At 67.8% G+C, this 21526-nt stretch carries 21 protein-coding genes; 12 read left to right on the top strand and 9 right to left on the bottom strand.

Annotation, left to right across the window (positions count from 1 at the left end; translation table 11 throughout):
• Nucleotides 1-145: 145 nt before the first annotated feature.
• From ACQ66H_RS18935 to ACQ66H_RS18900, 8 genes are all read left to right on the top strand, one after another.
• Nucleotides 146-1069: an NAD(+)/NADH kinase gene (locus tag ACQ66H_RS18935; RefSeq protein ID WP_430435306.1), complete on the top strand. Its 924-nt coding sequence runs from the start codon at nucleotides 146-148 to the stop codon at nucleotides 1067-1069.
• A gap of 139 nt (nucleotides 1070-1208) precedes the next feature.
• Entirely contained in the window at nucleotides 1209-2183 is a 975-nt protein-coding gene (locus ACQ66H_RS18930) for a thiamine pyrophosphate-dependent dehydrogenase E1 component subunit alpha (protein ID WP_430435305.1), read from the top strand.
• 32 nt (nucleotides 2184-2215) lie between these two features.
• A complete protein-coding gene (locus ACQ66H_RS18925; RefSeq protein WP_430435304.1) occupies nucleotides 2216-3226 on the top strand; it encodes an alpha-ketoacid dehydrogenase subunit beta in 1011 nt (336 codons plus the stop codon).
• Nucleotides 3226-4338 (top strand): acetoin dehydrogenase dihydrolipoyllysine-residue acetyltransferase subunit, encoded by a 1113-nt coding sequence (locus tag ACQ66H_RS18920; protein ID WP_430435303.1) that lies wholly within the window; start codon nucleotides 3226-3228, stop codon nucleotides 4336-4338. Before ACQ66H_RS18925 ends, ACQ66H_RS18920 begins: the two co-directional genes overlap by 1 nt.
• Before the next feature lie 55 nt (nucleotides 4339-4393).
• On the top strand, nucleotides 4394-5344 hold the full coding sequence (gene lipA, locus ACQ66H_RS18915; RefSeq protein ID WP_430435302.1) for a lipoyl synthase: 951 nt from the start codon (nucleotides 4394-4396) through the stop codon (nucleotides 5342-5344).
• On the top strand, nucleotides 5337-5555 hold the full coding sequence (gene thiS, locus ACQ66H_RS18910; RefSeq protein ID WP_019916557.1) for a sulfur carrier protein ThiS: 219 nt from the start codon (nucleotides 5337-5339) through the stop codon (nucleotides 5553-5555). The genes lipA and thiS overlap by 8 nt, the downstream gene beginning before the upstream one ends.
• A gap of 3 nt (nucleotides 5556-5558) precedes the next feature.
• Nucleotides 5559-6365 (top strand): thiazole synthase, encoded by an 807-nt coding sequence (locus tag ACQ66H_RS18905; RefSeq protein ID WP_019916558.1) that lies wholly within the window; start codon nucleotides 5559-5561, stop codon nucleotides 6363-6365.
• A 19-nt stretch (nucleotides 6366-6384) separates the two neighbouring features.
• Entirely contained in the window at nucleotides 6385-7125 is a 741-nt protein-coding gene (locus tag ACQ66H_RS18900; protein WP_430435301.1) for an SDR family NAD(P)-dependent oxidoreductase, read from the top strand.
• A gap of 7 nt (nucleotides 7126-7132) precedes the next feature.
• Here ACQ66H_RS18900 and ACQ66H_RS18895 read toward each other — a convergent pair whose 3' ends face one another.
• Nucleotides 7133-7888 (bottom strand): YdcF family protein, encoded by a 756-nt coding sequence (locus ACQ66H_RS18895; protein WP_430435300.1) that lies wholly within the window; start codon nucleotides 7886-7888, stop codon nucleotides 7133-7135.
• Between the two features lie 111 nt (nucleotides 7889-7999).
• On the opposite strand from ACQ66H_RS18895, the gene ACQ66H_RS18890 reads away from it, so the two are divergent.
• The 4 genes from ACQ66H_RS18890 (at nucleotide 8000) to recG (ending at nucleotide 11779) form a co-directional block, all read left to right on the top strand.
• Entirely contained in the window at nucleotides 8000-8461 is a 462-nt protein-coding gene (locus ACQ66H_RS18890; protein ID WP_430435299.1) for a DUF2802 domain-containing protein, read from the top strand.
• Nucleotides 8458-9207 (top strand): SPOR domain-containing protein, encoded by a 750-nt coding sequence (locus tag ACQ66H_RS18885; protein WP_430435298.1) that lies wholly within the window; start codon nucleotides 8458-8460, stop codon nucleotides 9205-9207. Before ACQ66H_RS18890 ends, ACQ66H_RS18885 begins: the two co-directional genes overlap by 4 nt.
• Before the next feature lie 113 nt (nucleotides 9208-9320).
• Nucleotides 9321-9701 carry a Rid family detoxifying hydrolase gene (locus ACQ66H_RS18880; protein ID WP_304027249.1) on the top strand — a complete coding sequence of 127 codons (381 nt, stop codon included), beginning with the start codon at nucleotides 9321-9323 and terminating at the stop codon, nucleotides 9699-9701.
• Between the two features lie 41 nt (nucleotides 9702-9742).
• Nucleotides 9743-11779 carry an ATP-dependent DNA helicase RecG gene (gene recG / locus ACQ66H_RS18875; RefSeq protein WP_430435297.1) on the top strand — a complete coding sequence of 679 codons (2037 nt, stop codon included), beginning with the start codon at nucleotides 9743-9745 and terminating at the stop codon, nucleotides 11777-11779.
• 129 nt (nucleotides 11780-11908) lie between these two features.
• Here the strand turns inward: recG and ACQ66H_RS18870 are convergent, their stop codons facing one another.
• From ACQ66H_RS18870 to ACQ66H_RS18835, 8 genes are all read right to left on the bottom strand, one after another.
• A complete protein-coding gene (locus tag ACQ66H_RS18870; protein WP_430435296.1) occupies nucleotides 11909-13297 on the bottom strand; it encodes an alkaline phosphatase PhoX in 1389 nt (462 codons plus the stop codon).
• Between the two features lie 174 nt (nucleotides 13298-13471).
• On the bottom strand, nucleotides 13472-14599 hold the full coding sequence (locus tag ACQ66H_RS18865) for a response regulator (protein ID WP_430435295.1): 1128 nt from the start codon (nucleotides 14597-14599) through the stop codon (nucleotides 13472-13474).
• Nucleotides 14592-15698 (bottom strand): HDOD domain-containing protein, encoded by a 1107-nt coding sequence (locus tag ACQ66H_RS18860; protein ID WP_430435294.1) that lies wholly within the window; start codon nucleotides 15696-15698, stop codon nucleotides 14592-14594. The genes ACQ66H_RS18865 and ACQ66H_RS18860 overlap by 8 nt, the downstream gene beginning before the upstream one ends.
• On the bottom strand, nucleotides 15689-16798 hold the full coding sequence (locus tag ACQ66H_RS18855) for a sensor histidine kinase (RefSeq protein WP_430435293.1): 1110 nt from the start codon (nucleotides 16796-16798) through the stop codon (nucleotides 15689-15691). Before ACQ66H_RS18855 ends, ACQ66H_RS18860 begins: the two co-directional genes overlap by 10 nt.
• A 2-nt stretch (nucleotides 16799-16800) precedes the next feature.
• Nucleotides 16801-17913 (bottom strand): FIST N-terminal domain-containing protein, encoded by a 1113-nt coding sequence (locus ACQ66H_RS18850; RefSeq protein WP_430435292.1) that lies wholly within the window; start codon nucleotides 17911-17913, stop codon nucleotides 16801-16803.
• A gap of 76 nt (nucleotides 17914-17989) precedes the next feature.
• Nucleotides 17990-18430, bottom strand: a complete 441-nt coding sequence (locus tag ACQ66H_RS18845) for a DUF2721 domain-containing protein (RefSeq protein ID WP_020166027.1) — start codon at nucleotides 18428-18430, stop codon at nucleotides 17990-17992.
• A 9-nt stretch (nucleotides 18431-18439) separates the two neighbouring features.
• Entirely contained in the window at nucleotides 18440-19285 is an 846-nt protein-coding gene (locus ACQ66H_RS18840; RefSeq protein ID WP_430435291.1) for a 23S rRNA (adenine(2030)-N(6))-methyltransferase RlmJ, read from the bottom strand.
• Between the two features lie 159 nt (nucleotides 19286-19444).
• On the bottom strand, nucleotides 19445-21478 hold the full coding sequence (locus ACQ66H_RS18835; RefSeq protein ID WP_430435290.1) for a methyl-accepting chemotaxis protein: 2034 nt from the start codon (nucleotides 21476-21478) through the stop codon (nucleotides 19445-19447).
• Nucleotides 21479-21526: the final 48 nt, after the last annotated feature.

Raw genomic sequence — 21526 nt, 5'->3', positions numbered from 1 at the left:
AAACCTCGTTCAGGAGTCGCATCGTCGTGTCGCCCAGTTCTTCCCCCCGGTCAGCGTCGGCATCATTGCCAACCCGGCATCGGGCAGGGACATCCGTCGTCTGACCTCACGCGCTTCGGTGTTCCCGAACGCGGAGAAGGCCAGCATGATCGTGCGCGCCATCGCCGGCCTCGAAGCGGCCGGCGTCGAGCACGTGCTGCTCATGCCGGACAAGGGCTCGATCTCCGGCCTGGTGTATCGCGCGCTCGGCCTCGACGGCCGGTTGACCGAAGGGCGGCGCGTGCGCTTCATCGACATGACCGTGTCCGAGTCGATCGACGACACGCTGCATGCCACCGAGGCGATGTGTGCGGCGGGCGTGTCCGCGATCATCGTGCTCGGCGGCGACGGGACCCATCGCGCGGTGGCCAAGCGCTGCGGCCAGGTGCCGCTGCTGGCGCTGTTGACCGGCACCAACAACGCATTCCCGGAAATGCGCGAGGCCACGGTGGCCGGGCTGGCCGCCGGCCTGATCGCCACCGGCGCGGTGCCGGCCGCGGCCGGCCTGCGCCGCAACAAGCTTCTGCGCGTGCGCTGCGACGACCGCGACGACATCGCGCTGGTTGACGCCTGCTTCACCGGTCATGAGTACGTGGGCTCGCGCGCCGTCTGGGACAGCGCGCTGGTCGAGGAACTGTTCGTCACCTTCGCCGCCGCCGACGGCATCGGCCTGTCGGCCATCGCCGGCCAGCTCGAACCGGTCACGCGCACTGCGCCGCACGGCCTTCACGTGCGCTGCGCGCCGACCGACGACACGCCGCGCCGCGTGCATGCGGCGATCGCACCCGGCCTGGTGGCCGAAGTCGGCGTGCGCGACTACGCGCATCTGTCGCCGCACGAGCCGGTGGTGCTGACCGGTCGCAGCGGAACCATCGCGCTCGATGGCGAGCGCGAGATCGAGTTCCACACCGGCAGCCGCATCGAAATCAGCCTCGACCCGAACGGCCCGCAGACCATCGACGTCGCCGCCACGCTCACCCACGCGGCGCAGCACCGGTTGCTGCGCCACTACGCGGGAGGTGCCGCATGACGCGCGCGCTCCCGCTCATCGCTCTCCACGGAGCCGGCGCCAACGGTGGCGCCGCGCTCCGCCCCAGGCTCGATCAGCCATCCGCCCGCAGCTGCCGGAGAACCGCGGGCATTTCTGTCCACAACAAAGAGGAGCACTCATGACCAGTCCTTTGAACAGGGAAGCCCTTCTGCAGGCTTACCGGACCATGCGCGTCATTCGCGATTTCGAAGAGCGCGTGCACGTCGATTTCGCCACCGGCGAAATCCCCGGTTTCGTCCATCTGTATGCAGGCGAGGAAGCTTCGGCGACCGGCATCTGCATGCACCTCAACCGCAAGGACTACATCGCCTCGACCCACCGTGGTCACGGCCACTGCATCGCCAAGGGTGTTGATCCCGTCGGCATGATGGCCGAGATCTGGGGCAAGGCCACCGGCACCTGCAAGGGCAAGGGCGGCTCGATGCACATCGCCGACCTCGAGGTGGGCATGCTCGGCGCCAATGGCATCGTCGGTGGCGGCGGCCCGCTGATCTGCGGTACCGCGCTGGCGTCCAAGATCCGCGGCGAGAACAACGTCGGCGTGTGCTTCTTCGGTGACGGCGCGTCCAACCAGGGCACCATCTTCGAAGCGATGAACCTCGCGTCGGTGTGGAAGCTGCCGGTCATCTTCGTGGCCGAGAACAACGGCTACGCCGAAGCGACCTCCAGCACCTTCTCGGTGGCTGTCGAGAACATCGCCGACCGCGCCAGCGCCTTCGGCATGCCGGGCGTCATCGTCGATGGTTTCGATTTCTTCGCGGTGTACGAAGCGGCCGGCGAGGCGATCAAGCGCGCCCGCGAAGGCGGCGGCCCGACCCTGCTCGAAGTGAAGCTGTCGCGCTACTACGGCCACTTCGAAGGCGACCAGCAGACCTACCGCGCGCCGGGCGAAGTGCAGAAGCTGCGCGAAACGAAGGACTGCCTGATGCAGTTCGCCAAGCGCGTGACTTCGCGCGGTGAACTGACCATGGCCGACATCGAAGCCATCGACCGCGAGGTGAAGGCGATGATCGACGACTCGGTGGTGAAGGCGAAGTCCGATCCGCTGCCGCCGCCCGAGGCCCTGATGGCCGACGTCTACATCTCGTACTGAACCCGCGCCATACGCCGACAGGAGAAAACAGAATGGCAAGAAAGATCACTTACCAGCAGGCCATCAACGAGGCGCTGGATCAGGAAATGACGCGTGACCCGAGCGTCATCATCATGGGTGAGGACGTCGCCGGTGGCGAAGGCTCGCCCGGCGAGAACGACGCCTGGGGCGGCGTGCTCGGCGTGACCAAGGGCCTGTACGCGAAGCATCCGGGCCGCGTGCTCGATACGCCGATTTCCGAATCGGGCTATGTCGGCGCCGCCGTCGGTGCGGCCTGCAACGGCCTGCGTCCGGTCGCCGAACTGATGTTCATCGACTTCATGGGCGTCTGCTTCGACCAGATCTTCAACCAGGCTGCCAAGTTCAAGTACATGTTCGGCGGCAAGGCCAAGACCCCGGTCGTCATCCGCGCAATGTACGGCGCCGGCTTCCGCGCCGCCGCCCAGCACTCGCAGTGCCTGTACAACGTGTTCACGCACATCCCCGGCCTGAAGGTGGTCATCCCGTCGAATCCGTACGACGCCAAGGGCCTGCTGATCCAGTCGATCCGCGACAACGACCCGGTCATTTTCCTGGAGCACAAGGCGCTCTACACGATGGAAGGCGACGTGCCGGCCGAGAGCTACATCGTCCCCTTCGGCGAAGCCGCCGTGGTGCAGGAAGGCGACGACGTGACCATCGTCGCGATGGGTCGCATGGTCCATTACGCGAAGGAAGCCGCCGGCAACCTGCGCAAGAAGGGCATCCAGTGCGAAATCATCGATCCGCGCACGACCTCGCCGCTCGACACCGACACGATTCTGGAAAGCGTCGAGCGCACCGGCCGTCTGGTCGTGGTCGATGAATCCAACCCGCGCTGCAGCATGGCGTCGGACATTTCCAGCTTCGTTGCCCAGGAAGCTTTCGGCGCACTGAAGGCGCCGATCCAGATGGTGACTGCACCGCACGTTCCGGTGCCGTTCGCCGCTTCGCTTGAAGATCTTTACATCCCCAGTCCGGCACGTATCGAAGAAGCCGTGATGAAGGTCAAGGAGTATCGCTGATGTCCGCAATCCATACCGTCACCATGCCCAAGTGGGGCCTTTCCATGCAGGAAGGGAAGGTCAACCTGTGGCTGAAGGAAGTCGGTGACACGATAGACCCGGGTGAGGAAATCATCGAGGTCGAGAGCGAGAAGATTTCCGGCGCCGTCGAGGCGTCGGTGTCCGGCGTGCTGCGCCGCCAGGTCGCCCAGCCGGACGAAGTGCTGCCGGTTGGCGCGCTGCTCGGCATCGTCGCCGAGAAGGGTGCCGACGACGCCGAGATCGACGCGGTGATCGCCCGCTTCCAGGCCGAGTTCGTGCCGCCGTCCGCCGACGACGCCGACTCCGGTCCGCAGACGCAGACCGTCAAGGTCGGCAACGTCGAAGTGCGTTACCTGAAGCTCGGTGAGGACGCTGCCGGCAAGGACCCGCTGCTGCTGGTCCACGGCTTCGGTGGCGATCTGAACAACTGGCTGTTCAACCACTCGCCGCTGTCCGAGTCGCGTGCGGTGTACGCGCTCGACCTGCCGGGTCACGGCAGCACCACCAAGGTGACCGGCATCGCGTCGCTCGACGGTCTGGCCGAAGTGGTGATCGGCTTCATGGACGCCGTCGGTCTCGAATGCGCCCACCTGGCCGGCCACTCGATGGGCGGCGGCGTCTGCCTGGCGGTCGCCAAGCGCGCGCCGAACAAGGTGAAGTCGCTGTCGCTGATCGCCAGTGCCGGTCTGGGCAACGAGATCAACGGTGCCTACATCGACGGCTTCGTCGCCGCCGCTTCGCGCAACGCGCTGAAGCCGGTGCTGGCGCAGCTGTACTCCGATGAGTCGCTGGTCACCCGCTCGATGATCGACGACATGCTCAAGTTCAAGCGCCTCGAAGGCGTTGACAGCGCGCTCGCCACGCTGGCCGGCGGCCTGTTCGCCGGCGGCCGTCAGGCCGAGCAGCTTGCTTCGGCCGCGGCCGGCAAGCCGACGCTGGTGATCTGGGGCGAAAACGACCGTGTCATCCCGTCCTCTCACGCCACGGCGATCCCGGGCGCGACCGTGAAGGTGATGCCGGGCCAGGGCCACATGGTCCAGCTCGAAGCGGCAGGCGAAGTGAACAAGCTGATCGGCGAGTTCATCGGCTGATGCACCACCGGCCGCCGCAGCCTCTCCTGCGGCGGCCATTTTTACGGATTCCATCATGAGCACAGCTGTTGCAGGCGAAGGCCTGCGCGGACGCGACAAGCTCGCCCGCATTCCGGTCAAGGTACGCGAGGATGTCGCCTCGCCGACCAAGCCCGCCTGGCTGCGCGGCCGCGACCAGGACACGCCGGCGGTGCGCGCACTGCAGGGCGTGCTGCGCGACCACGCGCTGCACACCGTGTGCGAAGAGGCGGCCTGCCCGAACATCGGCGAGTGCTTCGGCCGCGGCACGGCGACCTTCATGATTCTCGGCGCCATCTGCACGCGCCGCTGCCCCTTCTGCGACGTTTCGCACGGCCGGCCGCTGCCGCCCGATGCCGACGAACCGCAGCGCCTGGCGCGCACGGTGGCGGCGATGAAGCTGCGTTACGTGGTCATCACGTCGGTCGATCGCGACGATCTGCGCGACGGTGGTGCTGCGCACTTCGCGCAGTGCATGGCTGACATCCGCGCACTGAGCCCCGACATCACGATCGAGGTGCTCACCCCCGATTTCCGCGGTCGCGAGGCGGCCGCACTGGACGCGCTGGCGGTGTCGCCGCCGGACGTGTTCAACCACAACATGGAAACCGTGCCCCGCCTGTACCGCGAGGTCAGGCCGGGCGCGAACTACGAAGGTTCGCTCAGGCTGCTGCGCGACTTCGGCCAGCGCTTCCCCGGTGTGCCGACCAAGACCGGCCTGATGCTGGGCCTCGGCGAGACCGAGGCGGAAGTGGTCGAGGTGATGCGCGACCTGCGCGCGCACGGCTGCGACCTGCTGACGCTGGGCCAGTACCTGCGTCCGTCGCCGGCCCATCTGCCGGTGATCGAGTACATCACGCCGGAGCGCTTCGACGCGCTGCGCAACATCGCGCTCGAACTGGGTTTCAGCGAAGTCGCCGCCGGCCCGCTGGTGCGCTCGTCCTATCGTGCCGACGTGCTGCACGCCGCGCATGAGAACCATGGCTGACGCCAGCGCCCACACCGTCATCGTGAACGGCCAGCACGAGCCGCTCGACGATGCGCGCACGGTGGGCGACCTGCTCGACCGCATGGCCTTGCGCGGCAAGCGCATCGCGGTCGAGCGCAATGGCGAAATCGTGCCGCGCAGCGTGTTCGACCATGCGGCGCTGAGCCCGGGCGACCGCGTCGAAATCGTCATCGCCGTCGGAGGCGGCTAGACCATGAATGCACCCCTTGATACGCCGCTGACCGATCCGCTGGTGATCGGCGGCCAGCCCTTTGCGTCGCGCCTGCTGGTCGGTACCGGCAAGTACCGCACGCTGGACGAGACCGCCCGTGCGCTCGACGCCAGCGGCGCCGACATCGTCACCGTGGCGATCCGGCGCACGCCGCTGAACCGCAACAACGGCGAGCCCGGCCTGCTCGACGTGCTGCCGACCGGGCGCTACACGCTGCTGCCCAATTCGGCCGGCTGCTACACCGCCGACGACGCGGTGCGCACGCTGCGCCTGGCGCGCGAACTGCTCGACGGCCACGACCTGATCAAGCTCGAAGTGCTGGGCGATCCGAAGTCGCTCTACCCGAACATGCCGGAAACGCTGCGCGCCGCCGAAACGCTGATCCGCGACGGCTTCCGCGTCATGGTCTATTGCTCGGACGACCCGATACAGGCACGCGTGCTGGAAAGCATGGGCTGCGTCGCCATCATGCCGCTGGCCAGCCTGATCGGTTCCGGCATGGGCATCCTGAACCCGTGGAACATCGGAATCATCATCAATGACGCCAAGGTGCCGGTCATCGTCGATGCCGGCATCGGCACCGCGTCGGACGCCGCGGTGGCGATGGAACTGGGCTGCGATGGCGTGCTGATGAACACCGCCATCGCGCACGCGCGCGACCCGGTGCGCATGGCGGCGGCGATGCGCCACGGCGTCATCGCCGGCCGCGAGGCCTTCCTCGCCGGTCGCATGGAAAAGCTGCCTTACCGGGCCGCGGCCTCGTCACCGCAGACCGGCCTCATCCAATAAACATAAGGGAGGAATCACCATGTCTGCATCGAAGAAGCGCCGTGTCGCGCTGGTCACCGGCGCCTCGCGCGGCATCGGCGCTGCGATCGCCCAGCGCCTGGCGCGCGACGGCTTTCACGTCGTCGTCCATTACGCCCACGGCGCTGCCGAAGCGCGCGACGTGTGCGCGGCGATCGAGCGCGCCGGCGGCAGCGCGTCGCTGCTGCAGGCCGATCTGTCGATGTCCGATGGCCCCCAATACCTGGCCGACACGCTGGGCGAGCCGCACATCGACGTGCTGGTGAACAACGCCGGCATCGCGCCCTTCGAAGCCATCGAGGACATGAGCGAAGGCAGTTACGACCGCCTGTCGAACGTGAACATGCGCTCGCTGTTCTTCGTCACCAAATACCTGCTGCCGAAGCTGCGCGACGGCGGCCGCATCGTGAACCTGTCCAGCGTCGTCGCCCGTACCGCCTTCGCTGGCATTCCGGCCTATTCGGCGACCAAGGGCTTCGTCAACGTGCTGACGCTGCAGCTGGCCGCCTCACTCGGCGCGCGCGGCATTACGGTCAATGCGGTGGCGCCCGGCGTGATCGAAACGCGGCTCACCACCGGGCTGCTCGAGAACGGTGGCGGCGACGCGGTGCAGTCGATGCAGGCGCTGGCCGGCATCGGCACGCCTGACCGCGTGGCCGGCGTCGTGTCCTTCCTGGTCGGCCCGGATGGCGCCTGGACCACCGGTCAGGTGATCGACGTCAGCGGCGGGACGAAGCTTTAGTCAGGGACTAGGGGCTGGGGCGCAGTTTCTGCGCCAGCCAGCCCAGCCATTCGTGCAGCGCCCATCCTGACTGCTGCAGCGCGCGCGACGACGGGACGAAGTCGTTGAACTCCCATGTGCCGGGGCGGCGGATCATTGTCGGCGCTGCGACCGGGTCCAGCCCGGCGCGGCGGAATTCCTCCATCGAGCGGCGCATGTGCATCGCATGCGTCACCAGCGCGACGCGGGTGATCCCGGCGTCGCGCAGCAGCGCCGCCGACAGCCGGGCGTTGTCGGCGGTGTCGCGCGAAGCCGATTCGACCCAGCGCACGTCCACGCCGAAATCCTTCATCGCCTCTCGCATCAGCTCGCCTTCCGGGCGGCCGCCCCACACCACGCCGCCGCTGACCAGCACCGGCAGGCCGCTCTCCTTTGCCAGCCGCGCACCGGCGCGCACGCGTTCCAGCGCCCAGCCATTCACCGTCTGTCCGTCATAGTCGACCAGGTTGTCGGCGGTGCCGGCACCGAGCACGACGATGGCGCCGGCACCCGTCAATGGCTGCGCCGCGCCACTGTAATAGGTCGTGCGCTCCAGCCATCCGGCCAGCGCCGGCAGACACAACGCATACAGCGTCAGCACGCCGGTCGCCGCCAGCGTCATGCCGATGCGGCGGTGGCGGCGCATCAGCAGCAGGCCGAGCACGGCCAGCAGCAGCAGGCTGGTCGGCGGCAGCAGCAGGACCGATACGGTCTTCTTCAGCAGGAACAGCAGAGAACTCGGCATGGGCGCGTGCCAGTGAAAAAGCCTTATTATCCGGGCCAACACGCCGCACGGCGGCGTCGCATGCACGCAGCGACGCGCCGGACATGCGCGCAGACCACACGGAGCGGGGATTTGATCGATCTGTCGGCAATCGGCTGGAAGGAAGCAGCGCTGGTCGCGCTCGTCATTCTCGCCGGCTACATGGGCTATGCGCTGGTGCGCCTGTCCATGCTCAACGCCCGCCGCACCGCCGAAACCGCACCGCCGCCCGTACCGGCGGCTCCCGTGCCGGCGCCACCGCCGGTGGATCTGCAGGCCGAACTCGACATGCTGCTCGACGCCCGGCTGGCGCCACTGATGCAGGCGCTGGAAACCCGGCTCGACCTGATCGAGGACAGGCTGGACGGCGTCAGCCGCCGGCTCGAAACCGTCAATCAGCTGCCGCCGGTCGCGCCGCAGTACAGCGAGGCGCTGTCGCTGGCGGCGCGCGGCCTCAGTGCCGAGGACATCGCGGAGCAGTGCGACATGTCGGTCGGCGAGGCCGAACTGGTACGTACGCTGGCGCAGAGCCGTGGCATGGGAGACAGGACATGAGTGCGACTGACAGCGTGACTGTGCGCGGCAACGACGAGCAGGAGGCGGCCGAACAGCGCAGCGCGCTGCTGCGCCGGGTAATCGTCGCCGGCGGCCTGATCGCGATGCTAATCGGCGGGCTCGCCCTGTTCGACGCCAGCCGTCGCGCCCCGGAGATAGACGACGAACCGGTGGCCGCGGTTACGCCGCCGCCTGCCGAAACGCCGGCGGCCGAGGAAGCCACGGCGCTTCCGACACTGCCGCCCGAGGAGACGCCCGCGGTCAACGCGACAACGGCGTCCATGCAGGACACCCCGCCGCCGCTGCCCGATGCCGCCGCCGATGCGCAGCCGGCTCCGGCTGCATCGCCGGAACCGGCGCTGCCCGAATCGACCGCAAGACCGGGTGCGCCGCTGTCAACCCGCGCAGCGCCCTCCGTTGCGGCGCCTCCTGCTGCGGCGCCGTCCAGGCCGGCTGCCGCGCCGGCCGACGCAGCGCCGCAGCCGGCACCGACCATCGCCCGCTCGCCGGCGCTGGCCGGCTCCGGTTATGTCGTGCAGGTGGGTGTATTTAGCAACGTCGCCAATGCCGAAGAGATCCGCGCCCGACTTGCGCTGAACGGCATTCCGTCGCAGATCGAGGCGCGCGTGCACATCGGCCCGTTCAAGTCGCGCGCCGAGGCCGACCAGGCACGTCAGCGCCTGCGCGCGCTTGGCATGGACAGCGGGCCGCCGACTGCGCTGCGGCCGGCTTCGGCTCCGCGCTGAGCACCGACGCCCCCGTCGCCACCGAATCCGCGATAATCCGGCATCGTCCGGCGTGACGCCCCCCGAGGCGCTACGCTGCCAGAACTCACCCACAACGTCTCCGGAGACTTCGCATGTCGCGCACCATCGTTTCGACCCCCGACGCACCCGCCGCGATCGGCACCTATTCGCAGGCGGTCAAGGTTGGCAACACCGTCTACATGTCGGGGCAGATCGGTCTCGATCCGGCCACGATGACCATGGCCGACGGCATCGACGCGCAGATCACCCGCGTGTTCGACAACCTGAAGGCGGTGGCCGCTGCTGCCGGCGCCACGCTGGACAATGCGGTCAAGGTGAACGTGTTCCTGACCGACCTCGGCAACTTCGCCAAGGTGAACGAGGCGATGACCCGCTACTTCAACCAGCCCTTCCCGGCGCGTGCCGCGGTCGGCGTGGCGGCCCTGCCGCGTGGTGCGCTGGTCGAGGTCGATGCGGTGCTGGTGATCGACTGACACTGCCTGGCCGGGCTTGCCCCGGCCGTCCTGCCCTCCGCATGAGTACCCGCAGCGAAGCGCTTTCGGCCGCGCTCGACAAGATGGGCCTCGGCTCGGATGCCGCGCTCGTCCTGCATTTCCCGCTGCGCTACGAGGACGAGACGCGCATCACGCCGGTGGCGCTGGCGCGCGCCGGCCAGCCGGTGCAGGTCGAGGTCGAGGTGACGCAGGCGGAAGTGAAATTCCGGCCGCGCCGCCAGCTGGTGGTGACGGCCGCCGACGACAGCGGCACCGTCACGCTGCGCTTCTTCAACTTCTACCCGTCGCAGCAGAAACAGCTCGCACCCGGCAAGCGGGTGCGCCTGTTCGGCGACATCAACCCCGGTTTCTTCGGCGCCGAGATGCTGCACCCGCGGGTGCGCAATGTCGGCGACGACACGCCGCTGCCGGACCGGCTCACGCCGGTCTATCCGGCCACCGCCGGTCTGTCGCAGGCCAGCCTGCGCCGCGCGATCGACGACGCGCTGGAGCGCACCGATCTGGCCGACAGCCTGCCCGAGGCGCTGCGCCGCCACTACGCGCTGGTGCCTTTCGGCGCCGCGGTGCAGGCCTTGCACCGGCCGCGGCCGGGCGAATCGCTGCGTGATCTCGACGAACGGCTGGCGCCGGCCTGGCGCCGTATCAAGTTCGACGAGCTGCTGGCCCAGCAACTGAGCCTGAAGCGCGCGCACGCCGCCCGGCGCAGCCGCGACGCGCCGGTACTGCCGCAGCCCGCGCAGACCGACGGTTCGCTGATCGATCGCTTCCTGCAGCAGCTGCCGTTCGCGCTGACCGGTGCGCAGGCGCGCGCCTGGGCCGAGATCGCCGCCGACCTGTCGCAACCGTATCCGATGCAGCGGCTGCTGCAGGGTGACGTCGGCTCCGGCAAGACGGTGGTGGCGGCGCTGGCCTGCCTGCGTGCGGTCGAGGCCGGCTACCAGGCGGCCTTCATGGCGCCGACCGAAATCCTCGCCGAGCAGCACTACCGCAAACTGGCCGACTGGCTGGCACCGCTGGGCATACAGGTGGCCTGGCTGTCAGGCAGCCTGAAGGCACGCGACAAGCGGGCGATGAAGGAAGCCATCGCCAGCGGTGCGGCGCCGATCGCGGTTGGCACGCACGCATTGATCGAGGACGCGGTCGATTTCGCGCGCCTGGGCGTCGCCGTGGTGGACGAACAGCACCGCTTCGGTGTGCGCCAGCGGCTCGCGCTGCGCGCCAAGGCCGGCGACGTGAGCCCGCACCAGCTGATGATGAGCGCGACACCGATACCGCGCACGCTGGCCATGAGTTTCTACGCCGACCTCGACGTGTCGGTGATCGACGAACTGCCGCCCGGCCGCACGCCGGTGCTGACCAAGCTCATCTCCGCGGCACGGCGCGAACAGGTGATCGAACGTGTGCGCGACGCCTGTGCCGCTGGCGCACAGGCCTATTGGGTGTGCCCGCTGATCGAGGAATCGGAAACGCTGCAATTGCAGACCGCGATCGACACCCACGCGCAACTGCTGGCCGCCTGCCCGGAACTGAAGGTGGGGCTGGTGCATGGGCGCATGAAGCCGGACGAGAAGGCGGCGGTGATGGCGGGCTTCGTCGCCGGCGACACGCATCTGCTGGTCGCCACCACGGTGATCGAGGTCGGTGTCGATGTCCCGAACGCGAGCCTGATGGTGATCGAGCACGCCGAGCGTTTCGGTCTGTCGCAACTGCACCAGCTGCGCGGCCGGGTCGGGCGCGGCAGCCGCGAATCGGCCTGCGTGCTGCTGTACGAAGGCCCGCTGTCGCAGACCGCGCGCGAGCGGCTGCGCGTCATCCATGCCTATACCGACGGCTTCATGATCGCCGCCGAGGATCTGAAGCTGCGCGGCCCCGGCGAATTCATCGGCAGCCGACAGTCCGGTCAGCCGTTGCTGCGCTTCGCCGATCTGGTGATCGACGAGGCGCTGGTCGAATTGGCACGCGAAGCGGCCGACACGCTGCTGCGCGATCACGTCGCGGCCGCCGACCGGCATCTGGAACGGTGGCTGGCCGGGCGCGAGGATCTGCTCAAGGCGTAAAAAAGGGAGGGCCGAGGCCCTCCCGTCGTCTTGCCTGTCGGGACCGACCAATGTCCGGTCCGTGCCTCACACCGTATTCAACCGCGTGCGACGCATGGATCGGGTGTCGGCCGACCCCGGCAGCAAGGCTCAGACGCGGGTGCGACGGCGCGCGATCATGCCCAGCAGACCGAGGCCGGCGAGGAACATGGCGTAGCTCTCCGGCTCCGGCACCGCGGTGATCTGCAGCAGCGTGTCGTTGCCGCTGTTCGGGTGCTGGATGTTCACGTAGGCGACATTCGGGTTGAACTTGTCGAAGTACAGGCCCGTCGGTTCGGCACCTTCGGTCGATAGCGAAGCCCAGCGGCTCAGCGATTCGGCGACGCCGTCGCGGTCGGCATCCTGCGCGAACCAGATGTCGGCACGACCGCCCGGCTGGTCTTCGATGATGTAGATGTTGCCGTTGGCATCGATGGCCAGATTGTCCGGGTTGGTGAATTCGCTGCCGACGGCTGCACCGGTGACGGAACTGAAGGTCGCGCGGCTGGCGAACAGCTTCATTTCGTTGGTGGCCAGATTGAGCGAATACACCTCGTGGGTGGTCGTGGTGGCGATGTAGAGCACTTCGTCGCCATTGGCCAGCACCTGCAGTTCGAGGTCTTCCGGACGCTGGTAGTTGGTGCCGCCGACCATGTCGGCTGCGGCACGGCCGTCCATCGAGAAGGTGCCGCCACCGACGTTCACCATGGCGTTCACGGTGCTGGCCAGCGGGGTGCCGGTCGCGGTGGTGATGGCTTCCCAGCTGGCAGCGCCGACCGCGTTGGCGTTGTTGCCGCCATTGGCCTTCAGCACGAAGGTCTGGCCCTTGTCGAAGTAGCTGTCACCGGTGGTCGCACCCGGCGCGGCCGAGACGTACTTGTAGATCGAGCCGCCGTTGAATTCGTCGATGAAGTAGAAACTCTTGTTCTTGTCGAACGCGCCGCCCTCATGCGACACGCGGGGTACCACGTTGCGGTGGATGAAGTTGGCGCTGGAGGTGTCGGCCAGCGGATTGGTCACTTCGAACAGGCGACCGTAGGGGCTGCCGCTGCCCCACGATTCCTCGGCTGTCAGGTAGCTGCCCCACGGCGTCCAGCGCGAGAAGTCGCCGGCCACGAAGCCCTGGGTGCCCGACTGCACGATGGTCTTGGTGATACCGGTCCACAGGTCGGTGCGCTGCACGCCGCCGGCGCCGGTTTCGAAGGGCATGAACAGGTAGCGACCGGCGTCGGTGCCGTTCTCGTTGGCGGTGATCATGTCCCAGTTGCCGCTGTTCGACTGGCCGTTGGCGAGCTGCGTGACGCGGTCGGCCAGCACCTTCTGCGAGAACAGCGGCGAGGACAGCTGCAGCGGCGCGCTTTCCGGCAGCGAGCCGGCGGCGACGTTGCCGGGCAGGGCGGTGAAGTTGTCGAAGTGGGTGTTGTCGGCCGCGTAAGCCTGCTGGGCGGAAACGCCCATCAGGCCAATGGCGGCAGCTATGGCGAGCTTGCGGGGCTGCATGGTTGAACTCCCTGATTAAATGCCTTGCGAACGACAAGGTGCTCGTCAGGGTAGTCAGCGCGCGTTCAATTCCCGTGATGCAGATCGGCCGCCGCGCTGCGCCGATCGGCGCATGTTTTGTTAACCCGCCTTAATGCGCTGGCCGGCGATCCGTGATGCGGGTCGGCCGGCGTTTCAGTCGGCGCGGCTGCGCACCCGTATCGGTTCGCGTATGGCCTGTGCGGCGAGCAGGCGACTGAGCGCGGCGATCGCGGTATCGGTCAGTTCGTGGCCGCGCGACAGCACCATCATGCCGTTCGTGCAGCGCACGTCCTCGTCCACCACCCAGCCCGGCACCAGGTCACGCACGCGCGCCGCACGGTGGTGGTTCACCTCGCTGCGGAAGTCGGCCAGTGCCCTGACGATGTAGTCGGGCACCGGTGGCTGCACGGTGCGCAGCACGTCGCGCGGGCTGCGCGCCGCCTTGGTACGCGACCAGTCGCGCTCCAGCTCGAGTGCCGCACGCAGCAGCGGCGCACCGCGGATCACTTCGAGCGGCGCGTCGGGCGGCGGGTTGTCCGACTGGTAGCGGATGATCTCTGCAGCCAGGTCCAGCCGCGGAATGGCCGCGACGAGCCGGCTTGCCACCTCGGGGTGTTCGCGCAGCAGCTTCTTTTCGTCGGGACCAAGATGCCGTTGCGCGGCATCGGCCTGCATCAGTTCGGGCGGTATGCCGACGCAGCCGAGCTGGCTCAGTGCGGCGGCGATGCTGTAGATCCAGCCGTCCGACCAGTCCAGCCGCGACAGCGCGTGCTGCACCGCCGAGTGCGCGAAGGTGGCGCGCTGGAAGGCCCAGGGCGCCACCATGGCGAGTACCTCCGTCAGCGTGTTCACGGCCGCGGTGAGCGTGGTTTCGAGCAGTTCGCGCTCCGCCCGCACGCGGTCGTAGTGACGCACGGCGTCGTCCAGCGCAGCGATCAGCACGTCGGACGGGCAGGGCTTGCACAGGTAGCGGAAGATGGCGCCGCGATTGATGGCGGCGATCGACGACTCGACGTCGGCCTGGCCGGTGAGCAGGATGCGCACGGCATCGGGCGCCTGTTCGCGCGCTTGTGCGAGGAAGGTGGCGCCATCCATGCCCGGCATCCGCATGTCCGACACGATGACGGCGAAGGGCTCACCGAGCTGGATGGCGTCCAGCCCGGCGGTGCCGCCATTGGCGGTCACCACGTCGAAGCGGCCGTGCAGCGTACGCTCCATCGCGGCCAGCAGGTTGGGTTCGTCATCGACGCAGAGCACGCGCGGCAGGGTGTCTTCAGTCATCGTCATGGTCCGTGGTGAGTGCTGCGTTGTAGGCCTGCCACTGCGGCCACTGCTCGATCACGCCGGCGCGTTCGAGATAGGCGAGGTCCGGCGTCTGGCCGTTGGCCAGCGCGACGGCGACGTGCACGGTGCCGGCCAGGCCGAAGCCGGGGGCGGCGGCGCGATCCGGGTGGGTGTGCCGCGCGACGGCGTTGACGATGTCCATCGGCAGGCCCCACAGGCCCAGCAGATAGGCGCCGACCGCGGCGTGCAGCGGCGTGTCGCAGACGGTGGTGGCGTCCTGCATCGTTTCGCTGCGCAGCGGTTCCACCAGCAGGCCGATGCGCGCCAGCAACGCGGCCGTGGCGGCGACGCCGCCGCGGCGGCCGGCGGTGATGCGGTCGGCCAGGCAGGACGCCTGCAGCGCGCGCCGTTGCAGGTGATCGACGAAGGGATCGGTCGCGGCGTCGGCGAATACCTGCGAGGCGAGCACGAGCAGCCGCACCTGATCGATGCCGAGACGGGTGATGGCGTCGTTGATGCTCGTGATGCGTGCGCCCAGCGTGAAGTAGGCGGAACCGGCCAGTTGCATGATGCGCGCACTGAGCGCGGGGTCGCTGCTCAGCAGGCGGGCGACATGACGGCTGTCGCTGGCCGGATCGGCAAGCAGCCGGGTCAGTTCGGCGAAGATGCGCGGCGCGCTGGGCAACCGGTTCACGCGACCGATCACGTCGATCACCGAGGCGTCGCGGAACATCGCACGCAGCGCCAGCGCTGCCTGCACCGCAGCCAGCAGTACCGCGTTGTCGCAGGGCTTGGATACGAACTGGTGAGCGACGTCGAGCATGCGAAGCGTCAACGCGGTGTCGCACTGGCCGGACAGGATGATGCGCAGCGTGCCCGGCCAGCGGTCGCGCACGGTGCCGAGCAGCGCGGCGCCGTCCATGAAGGGCATGCGCATGTCGGACACGACGACGTCGGCCGGCTCGGCTTCCAGTGCGTCGATCGCTGCCTGACCGCTGGTGAAGAAGCGGCACGCCCAGTCGGTTTCACGCATCACCAGCGTGCGCTCGATGCCGGCCAGCACGCGGCTCTCGTCGTCTACGAACACTACCTGCATGGGCTTGTCTCGTCGTTGTCGATGCACAGCGGCAAGCGCATCGTGAAGCGGGTGCCTCGGCCGACGTCCGATTCGCACAGGATTTCGCCGCCGTGCTGGTCAACCGCGGTGGTGTAGACCATGGCCAGCCCCTGCCCGGTGCCCTTGCCGACCGGCTTCGTCGTGAAGAAGGGCTCGAAGATGCGTTCGCGTATGTCCGGCGGGATGCCCGGGCCGTCGTCGGCCACGCTGAGGTCGATGTGCCGGTCGCCGAAGCGTGTCGCCGTGATCCGGATCAGCCCCTTTTCGCGCACGCCCTCGGACAGCGTGTCGGCGATGGCGTGTGCGGCGTTCACCACCAGGTTCAGCAGCGCCTGGCCGATCAGGTCGCGTCGGCACGGCAGGTCGGGCAGGTCGTCATCGACCTGCGTATCAATCTCGGCCACATATTTCCATTCGCTGCGGGCGACGGTGACCGTGGTCGCGATGACCTCGCGGATGTCCACCGCCACCTTGTTGACGCCCGACGGATGCGAGAAGGCCTTCATCGCGCTGACGATGCGCGCGATGTGTGCCAGCCCTTCCTTCGACTGGGCGAGCGCGTCCGGGATCTGCCGGCGCAGGTAGTCAAGCTTGGTGCGGCGCAGGGCGGCGTCGAAGTCCGCCAGCAGCGCCGGGTCGGGCTGGCCGGCACGCAGGGCCGCGATCACCGCGACGCTGCGGTCGGCCAGCGCCAGCAGCGAAGTGGTGGCCATGTCGATGAAGCTCATGTTGTCGGCCACGTACTGCGTCGGGGTGTTGATCTCGTGTGCGATGCCGGCGGCGAGCTGGCCGATCGACTCCATCTTCTGCGACTGCAGGAGCTGTGTCTGCGTCTGTCGCAGCTCGCCCAGCGTTTTCTGCAGCGCCTGTCTTTCCTGCTCCAGTTCGCCGGTCTTGCGGGCGACCACGTTGGCCAGACTGATGTTCTGTTCGAGCAGAGCGAACGGCGAGTTGCGCATGCCTTCGTCCTGTTGGGCGAGGCGCCGCTTCAGTGCGTCTATCGTCTTGTCGCGCGCGAGCAGCTTGTGTTCCAGATCGCTCAGGCGCGCCTCGATGTCGGGTTGCGGCAGGCTGGGCATGTCTATCCTCCGATCGCCACGGCGGTCAGCGTCTGATTCACGTGCAGGCCGTTGTACTGCTCGCCATAGGTATAGAAGCCGAACAGCAGGTTGGCGGCCATCAGGCGGCTCATGTCGTCATCGATCGCTGCCTGCTCGAATTCCAGCCGACGCAGGATGCAGTCGCAGCCGAGCACCAGCGCCGGTTCGGGCACGTCGCGCCGGAGTTCGGCCATCGCGCTGGCAATGGTTTGCAGCGGATCGAGCGCGCGACCGATCGATACGATCAGTCCTTCGTCGATGGCGCAGTAGCAGGACAGCGACAGGTCATCGTTCACCTTCTGGATCGAGCGCACATAGGCATCGCCGCCCAGTTGCAGTACCAGGGGGTGGCGCGAGAACACGGCCGGCGTCAGCGCCTCGATGCGTTGACCTATCGCTTCAGCATAGGCCTTGGCAGCAGGTTCGCCATTCATTTCATGAATGATGCGCCGCTCGGGATCGGCGCTCGTGATGACCAGTTCCGTGCTGCCGGCGGCGAAGTGCTGGGTCTTGATGGTGGCCACCGGATGGGTGGTCTCGAACAGCGTGAAGACGGCTGCGTCGCTCAGGAAGAGGCCGTCCGTGTAGACGTAGGTGTGCTCGAACTTCAGGTTGTCGCCTGCCGAACCGCCGATCAGCGGCAGATTGCCGACGTGCTGGTAGAGCGCGGCGACCAGTCTTTCCTCGGCCATCGACAGGCCGTCCACCAGCAGCATGCCGAAGCGGTTCAGATCGCGTGTCGCATCCGACCGGGCGCGGATGTCCTCCGCGATGCAGCTCACCTGGTCGACGTAGGCGGCCAGCGGGGTCACCGGATAGGTGCGCAGGCGCAGTCCGCCGCCCGAAAAGGCGACGCCGATGATGCCCGAGCGCTGGAAGCCGGCGGGACCGAAGTGGCCGGACGAGGTGCAGCCGACCGTCGGGCACCGGTAAGTACGGGCCAGTTCGCGACCCAGCACTGCGAGGTCGATATCCGGCGAGCAGAAGAACAGCAGACCGTCCTTGTCGGTGCTGCCGGTCTGTGCCGCCAGTTCGGCCACCGCGCGGACCGGATCGGTCAACGTGCTGGCGCCGAAGCAGGTGTTGATCGCCATGGAGCCCTCCGTCGACCTTATGCCGGGTCAACGGCCCGCACCGGAGAGGGCTTTAGGTGCCGATTGTGTCGGGGTGTCAGCGGTTGGCGTGGGTGGCGGTGAAGACCGCGACGAACACTTCGCGCAGGAAAAGGCTCAGCGACGTGATCAGCGCCAGCATGGCGAGCACGAAGAAGCCGGCCAGCAGGTCGGCCAGCACCACCGTGAACAGCACGCCGAAGAAGGCGCAGGACACCACCAGACAGACCATCAGCGCCGACGCCACGGCGAACAGGATGGCCAGATAGACCAGCTTCGCACGCCGCGACAGCAGTTCGAGCTCGGTGGCATTGCTCATCGTTTCGTCCTCGCACTGCTGGCCGCCGCGCGCCAGCACGACGCGGCGGCGGTCGATGATGCGACCGAGCCGGTTGTTCAGCGTGGTGATCAGCGTGGCGATGGCGGTGAGCAGGAACACCGGTGCCACGGCGAGGCCGATGGCGTGGGTGATCGCGTCGATCGAGGTCTGCAGCACCATGGCAGGGCCTTACGGAATCTTGAAATCGAGTTCGAACTTCGCACTGGCATCGGCCGCCAGCGTTTTCGCGAGCCAGGGCATCGTCGCCTTCAGCGTGGCCGGCAGCGTCCACGGCGGATTGACGATGAACAGTCCGCTGCCGTGCATGCCGAAACCGTCGGGCGAGGGTGTGCGCGTGGTGAGGGACACGTGCAGCCAGGCGTCTATCTTCATGCGCTTGAGCTTGGCCGGCAGGTCGCGCGACTCCATGCGCTGCAGCTGCGGGTACCACAGGCAGTAGGTGCCGGTCGAGAAGCGGGTGACCGCGTCGCGCAGCGTTTCGAAGGCGTAGCGGTAGTCCTCGCGCATCTCGTAGGGTGGGTCGATCAGCACCAGCGCGCGCCGCGGCGGCGGCGGCAGCAGCGACCGCAGGTTGGAGAAGCCGTCCAGCTTCTCGATGCGCACGCTGCGGCCGGCGTCGGCGAAGGCGGCGTTCAGCAGCTTGTTGTCGGTCGTGTGCAGTTCGAACAGCTTCATCCGGTCGTGCTCGCGCAGCAGGGCGCGCGCGATCATCGGCGAGCCGGGATAGGCGCGCAGCGCATCGCCCTCGTTGAAGGCGCGCACGACGTTGACATAGGTGCCGAGCGCCGCCGGCAGGTCGGGCGCGGCCCACAGCTTGCCGATGCCTTCGGCGTACTCGGCGTTCTTTGCCGCGTAGCCGCTGTCCAGCGCATAGCCGCCGGCGCCGGCGTGCGTGTCGATGTACCAGTAGGGCTTGTCCTTCTGGTTCAGGTACTGCAGCAGTTCGACCAGTACGAAGTGCTTCAGTACGTCGGCCGGATTGCCGGCGTGGAAGGCGTGGCGGTAGCTGAGCATGGTTGGGTAGGAGTTGTGGCCGACGAGTATACGCTGAGCTGGTTCGTGGCCGCGTTCTGGCAGCGGACTTGCATGGCAGTGCGGCGGACAGGCCACCCCCGCCTTTCAGCGGGAGCGGCGTGTCCGCCGCAAGGATGAAGCCGGTCTGCCTGGTGCGGGTCAGACCACGAAGCGGCCGACGTTGTCCTGCAACTGGCCGGCGAGCACTTCGAGGCCGTGCGTCTGGCCGTCGGCGCGGCGGGTGATGTCGGCGTTCTGCTCGGCCATGCCGGCGATGCGCTCGACGCCCTGTGCCACCGACTGGCTGGCGCTGCTCTGTTCGCGCGTGGCCGCGGCGATTTCCTTCATCGCTTCGGCGGTGCGTTCGCTCTGTTCGCTGATGACGCGCAGCACTTCGCCCGCTTCGGTGGCCAGCGTCACGCCGGCGCCGACCTGACCGCTGACCTCGCCGATGCGGCGTACCACCTTGTCGGCGTCGGCCTGGACGCTGCTCACCATATTGGCGATCTCCTGCGTGGACGCGGCGGTGCGCTCGGCCAGCTTGCGTACCTCGTCGGCGACGACCGCGAAGCCGCGGCCGGATTCGCCGGCGCGCGCCGCTTCGATCGCCGCGTTGAGTGCCAGCAGATTGGTCTGTTCGGCGATTTCCTGAATGATGCGGCCGACGTTCGAAATTTCCCGTGTGCGACCGGCCAGATCGGTCACTGCCGACGAGGCGTCGCCGATCTCGGCGGCGATGCGCTGCATGCCCTCGACCATGCTGGCCAGCTTCTGCTCACCCTGCGTGGCGGCACTGCGCGCCTCGCGCGTGATGCCGTCGGCGACGCCGGCGCTGTCGGCCACATGCGTGATGCTGACCGACAGTTCCTCGATGGCGGCGGCCAGGCCGGCGGCCGCACTGCTCTGTTCGGTCGAACCGCTCACCACTTCGCTCGATCCGGCGCGCAGTTCGCGCGCCGCATTGCCGACCGCCCGCGCTGCCTCGGCGGTGGCGGTGATCAGCGCGGCGGTCTTGCGCGTCGCCTCGTTCATCTGGATCGAAATCAGGTCGAGTTCGTTGTGCGTCTCGCCGCTCACCACGTCGAGGCGCTGGCTGAAATCGCCGTTTCCGAGCCGGGTCATCGCTGCAGACACCTTGTTCAGGCGGCTCAGACGGCTGCGTGCCAGCCACCAGGTCAAGGCGGCGAACATCAGCGCCGAGGCGACGCAGATGCCGATCAGCAGATTGCGCAGCTGGATGTTCGAGCGGGTGAATTCCTCGACATGAGCGCCGGACGACACGATCCAGCCCCAGTTGTCCGACAGCCGGTAGGCCGCGATCTTCGGTGCGATCGAGCCGTCTTCGCGCGGCCAGTCGTAGATGTGGTCGCCGTTCTTGTTGCTGATCTGTTCGCCGATGATTCGGGTCAGCGTGTCGTTGCCGATCTCCTTCACCGTCTTGCCCGCGTGCTTCGGGTGGAACAGCATGGTCGAGTCTTCGGCGCTGTCGCCCGGCCGGAGCACGTGGATGTAGCCGGTTTCGCCGACGCGGATGGACTTCAGCGATTCGAACAGTTGATCGATGCCCTGCTGCACGTTGACCCGTGCGGACAGTGCGCCGACCACGCGACCGGCGGCGTCCTTGATCGGCTCGAGCGAGGAAATGTAGAAGCGCCCGTTGCGCATCACCACGCCCTGGTAGCTGTCGCCCTTGAGCAGCGCCGCGGTATCCGGTCCGCTCTTGATCGCGACGCCGGCCTGCGAGCGGCCCTCGGCGTCTTTGAGCAGTGTCGCAACGCGTACGAATTCGTCGCCGACACGCACCATCACGGCCGGATCGGCGCCGATCAGGTCGCGCGTTGACTTCATCCGGGCTTCGTCGCCGTTGAGTACATTGCCGCCCGCACGCGCCACGCGTACTGCCGGGTACTTGCCCATGGCCACCGTGTCTTCGTCGATGGTGACCGTGCCCAGCGCTCCCTTCAGGGCGGCCATGCCCTTGGCGGCATTGGCAAGCGCGTTCTCGTAGCTCAAGTCGAGCAGTTTTGCCGTCGCGTCGGCCTGATCGCCGAGGACGCTCTGTGTCTGCTCCATCGCAGCACGATTGCTCGAGACCGATACGACCGCAATCAGTGCGACGAAAATGACCGCGCAGAGCAGGCCGATTGAAATCGAGAGCTGGCTGACAACCGACATACGGTTGAATGAAATCATGGCTCGTCTCCTGTGCATCCGTGCCGGGCGGAATGCCCGGCCGAACGA

It is taken from the genome of Methyloversatilis sp. (genome assembly GCF_965284615.1).
Classification (GTDB): Bacteria; Pseudomonadota; Gammaproteobacteria; order Burkholderiales; family Rhodocyclaceae; genus Methyloversatilis.
This window is presented reverse-complemented; position numbering and strand designations above follow the sequence as displayed.

Coding starts and splice junctions, on each gene's coding strand:
- ACQ66H_RS18840 (WP_430435291.1), bottom strand. CDS start 19,285: ATGCTCAGCTACCGCCACGCCTTCCACGCCGGCAATCCGGCCGACGTA.
- ACQ66H_RS18930 (WP_430435305.1), top strand. CDS start 1,209: ATGACCAGTCCTTTGAACAGGGAAGCCCTTCTGCAGGCTTACCGGACC.
- ACQ66H_RS18880 (WP_304027249.1), top strand. CDS start 9,321: ATGTCGCGCACCATCGTTTCGACCCCCGACGCACCCGCCGCGATCGGC.
- ACQ66H_RS18855 (WP_430435293.1), bottom strand. CDS start 16,798: ATGCCCAGCCTGCCGCAACCCGACATCGAGGCGCGCCTGAGCGATCTG.
- ACQ66H_RS18835 (WP_430435290.1), bottom strand. CDS start 21,478: ATGATTTCATTCAACCGTATGTCGGTTGTCAGCCAGCTCTCGATTTCA.
- ACQ66H_RS18895 (WP_430435300.1), bottom strand. CDS start 7,888: ATGCCGAGTTCTCTGCTGTTCCTGCTGAAGAAGACCGTATCGGTCCTG.
- ACQ66H_RS18865 (WP_430435295.1), bottom strand. CDS start 14,599: ATGACTGAAGACACCCTGCCGCGCGTGCTCTGCGTCGATGACGAACCC.
- thiS (WP_019916557.1), top strand. CDS start 5,337: ATGGCTGACGCCAGCGCCCACACCGTCATCGTGAACGGCCAGCACGAG.
- ACQ66H_RS18870 (WP_430435296.1), bottom strand. CDS start 13,297: ATGCAGCCCCGCAAGCTCGCCATAGCTGCCGCCATTGGCCTGATGGGC.
- ACQ66H_RS18920 (WP_430435303.1), top strand. CDS start 3,226: ATGTCCGCAATCCATACCGTCACCATGCCCAAGTGGGGCCTTTCCATG.
- lipA (WP_430435302.1), top strand. CDS start 4,394: ATGAGCACAGCTGTTGCAGGCGAAGGCCTGCGCGGACGCGACAAGCTC.
- ACQ66H_RS18935 (WP_430435306.1), top strand. CDS start 146: ATGATCGTGCGCGCCATCGCCGGCCTCGAAGCGGCCGGCGTCGAGCAC.
- ACQ66H_RS18885 (WP_430435298.1), top strand. CDS start 8,458: ATGAGTGCGACTGACAGCGTGACTGTGCGCGGCAACGACGAGCAGGAG.
- ACQ66H_RS18905 (WP_019916558.1), top strand. CDS start 5,559: ATGAATGCACCCCTTGATACGCCGCTGACCGATCCGCTGGTGATCGGC.
- ACQ66H_RS18900 (WP_430435301.1), top strand. CDS start 6,385: ATGTCTGCATCGAAGAAGCGCCGTGTCGCGCTGGTCACCGGCGCCTCG.
- ACQ66H_RS18860 (WP_430435294.1), bottom strand. CDS start 15,698: ATGCAGGTAGTGTTCGTAGACGACGAGAGCCGCGTGCTGGCCGGCATC.
- ACQ66H_RS18925 (WP_430435304.1), top strand. CDS start 2,216: ATGGCAAGAAAGATCACTTACCAGCAGGCCATCAACGAGGCGCTGGAT.
- recG (WP_430435297.1), top strand. CDS start 9,743: ATGAGTACCCGCAGCGAAGCGCTTTCGGCCGCGCTCGACAAGATGGGC.
- ACQ66H_RS18845 (WP_020166027.1), bottom strand. CDS start 18,430: ATGGTGCTGCAGACCTCGATCGACGCGATCACCCACGCCATCGGCCTC.
- ACQ66H_RS18850 (WP_430435292.1), bottom strand. CDS start 17,913: ATGGCGATCAACACCTGCTTCGGCGCCAGCACGTTGACCGATCCGGTC.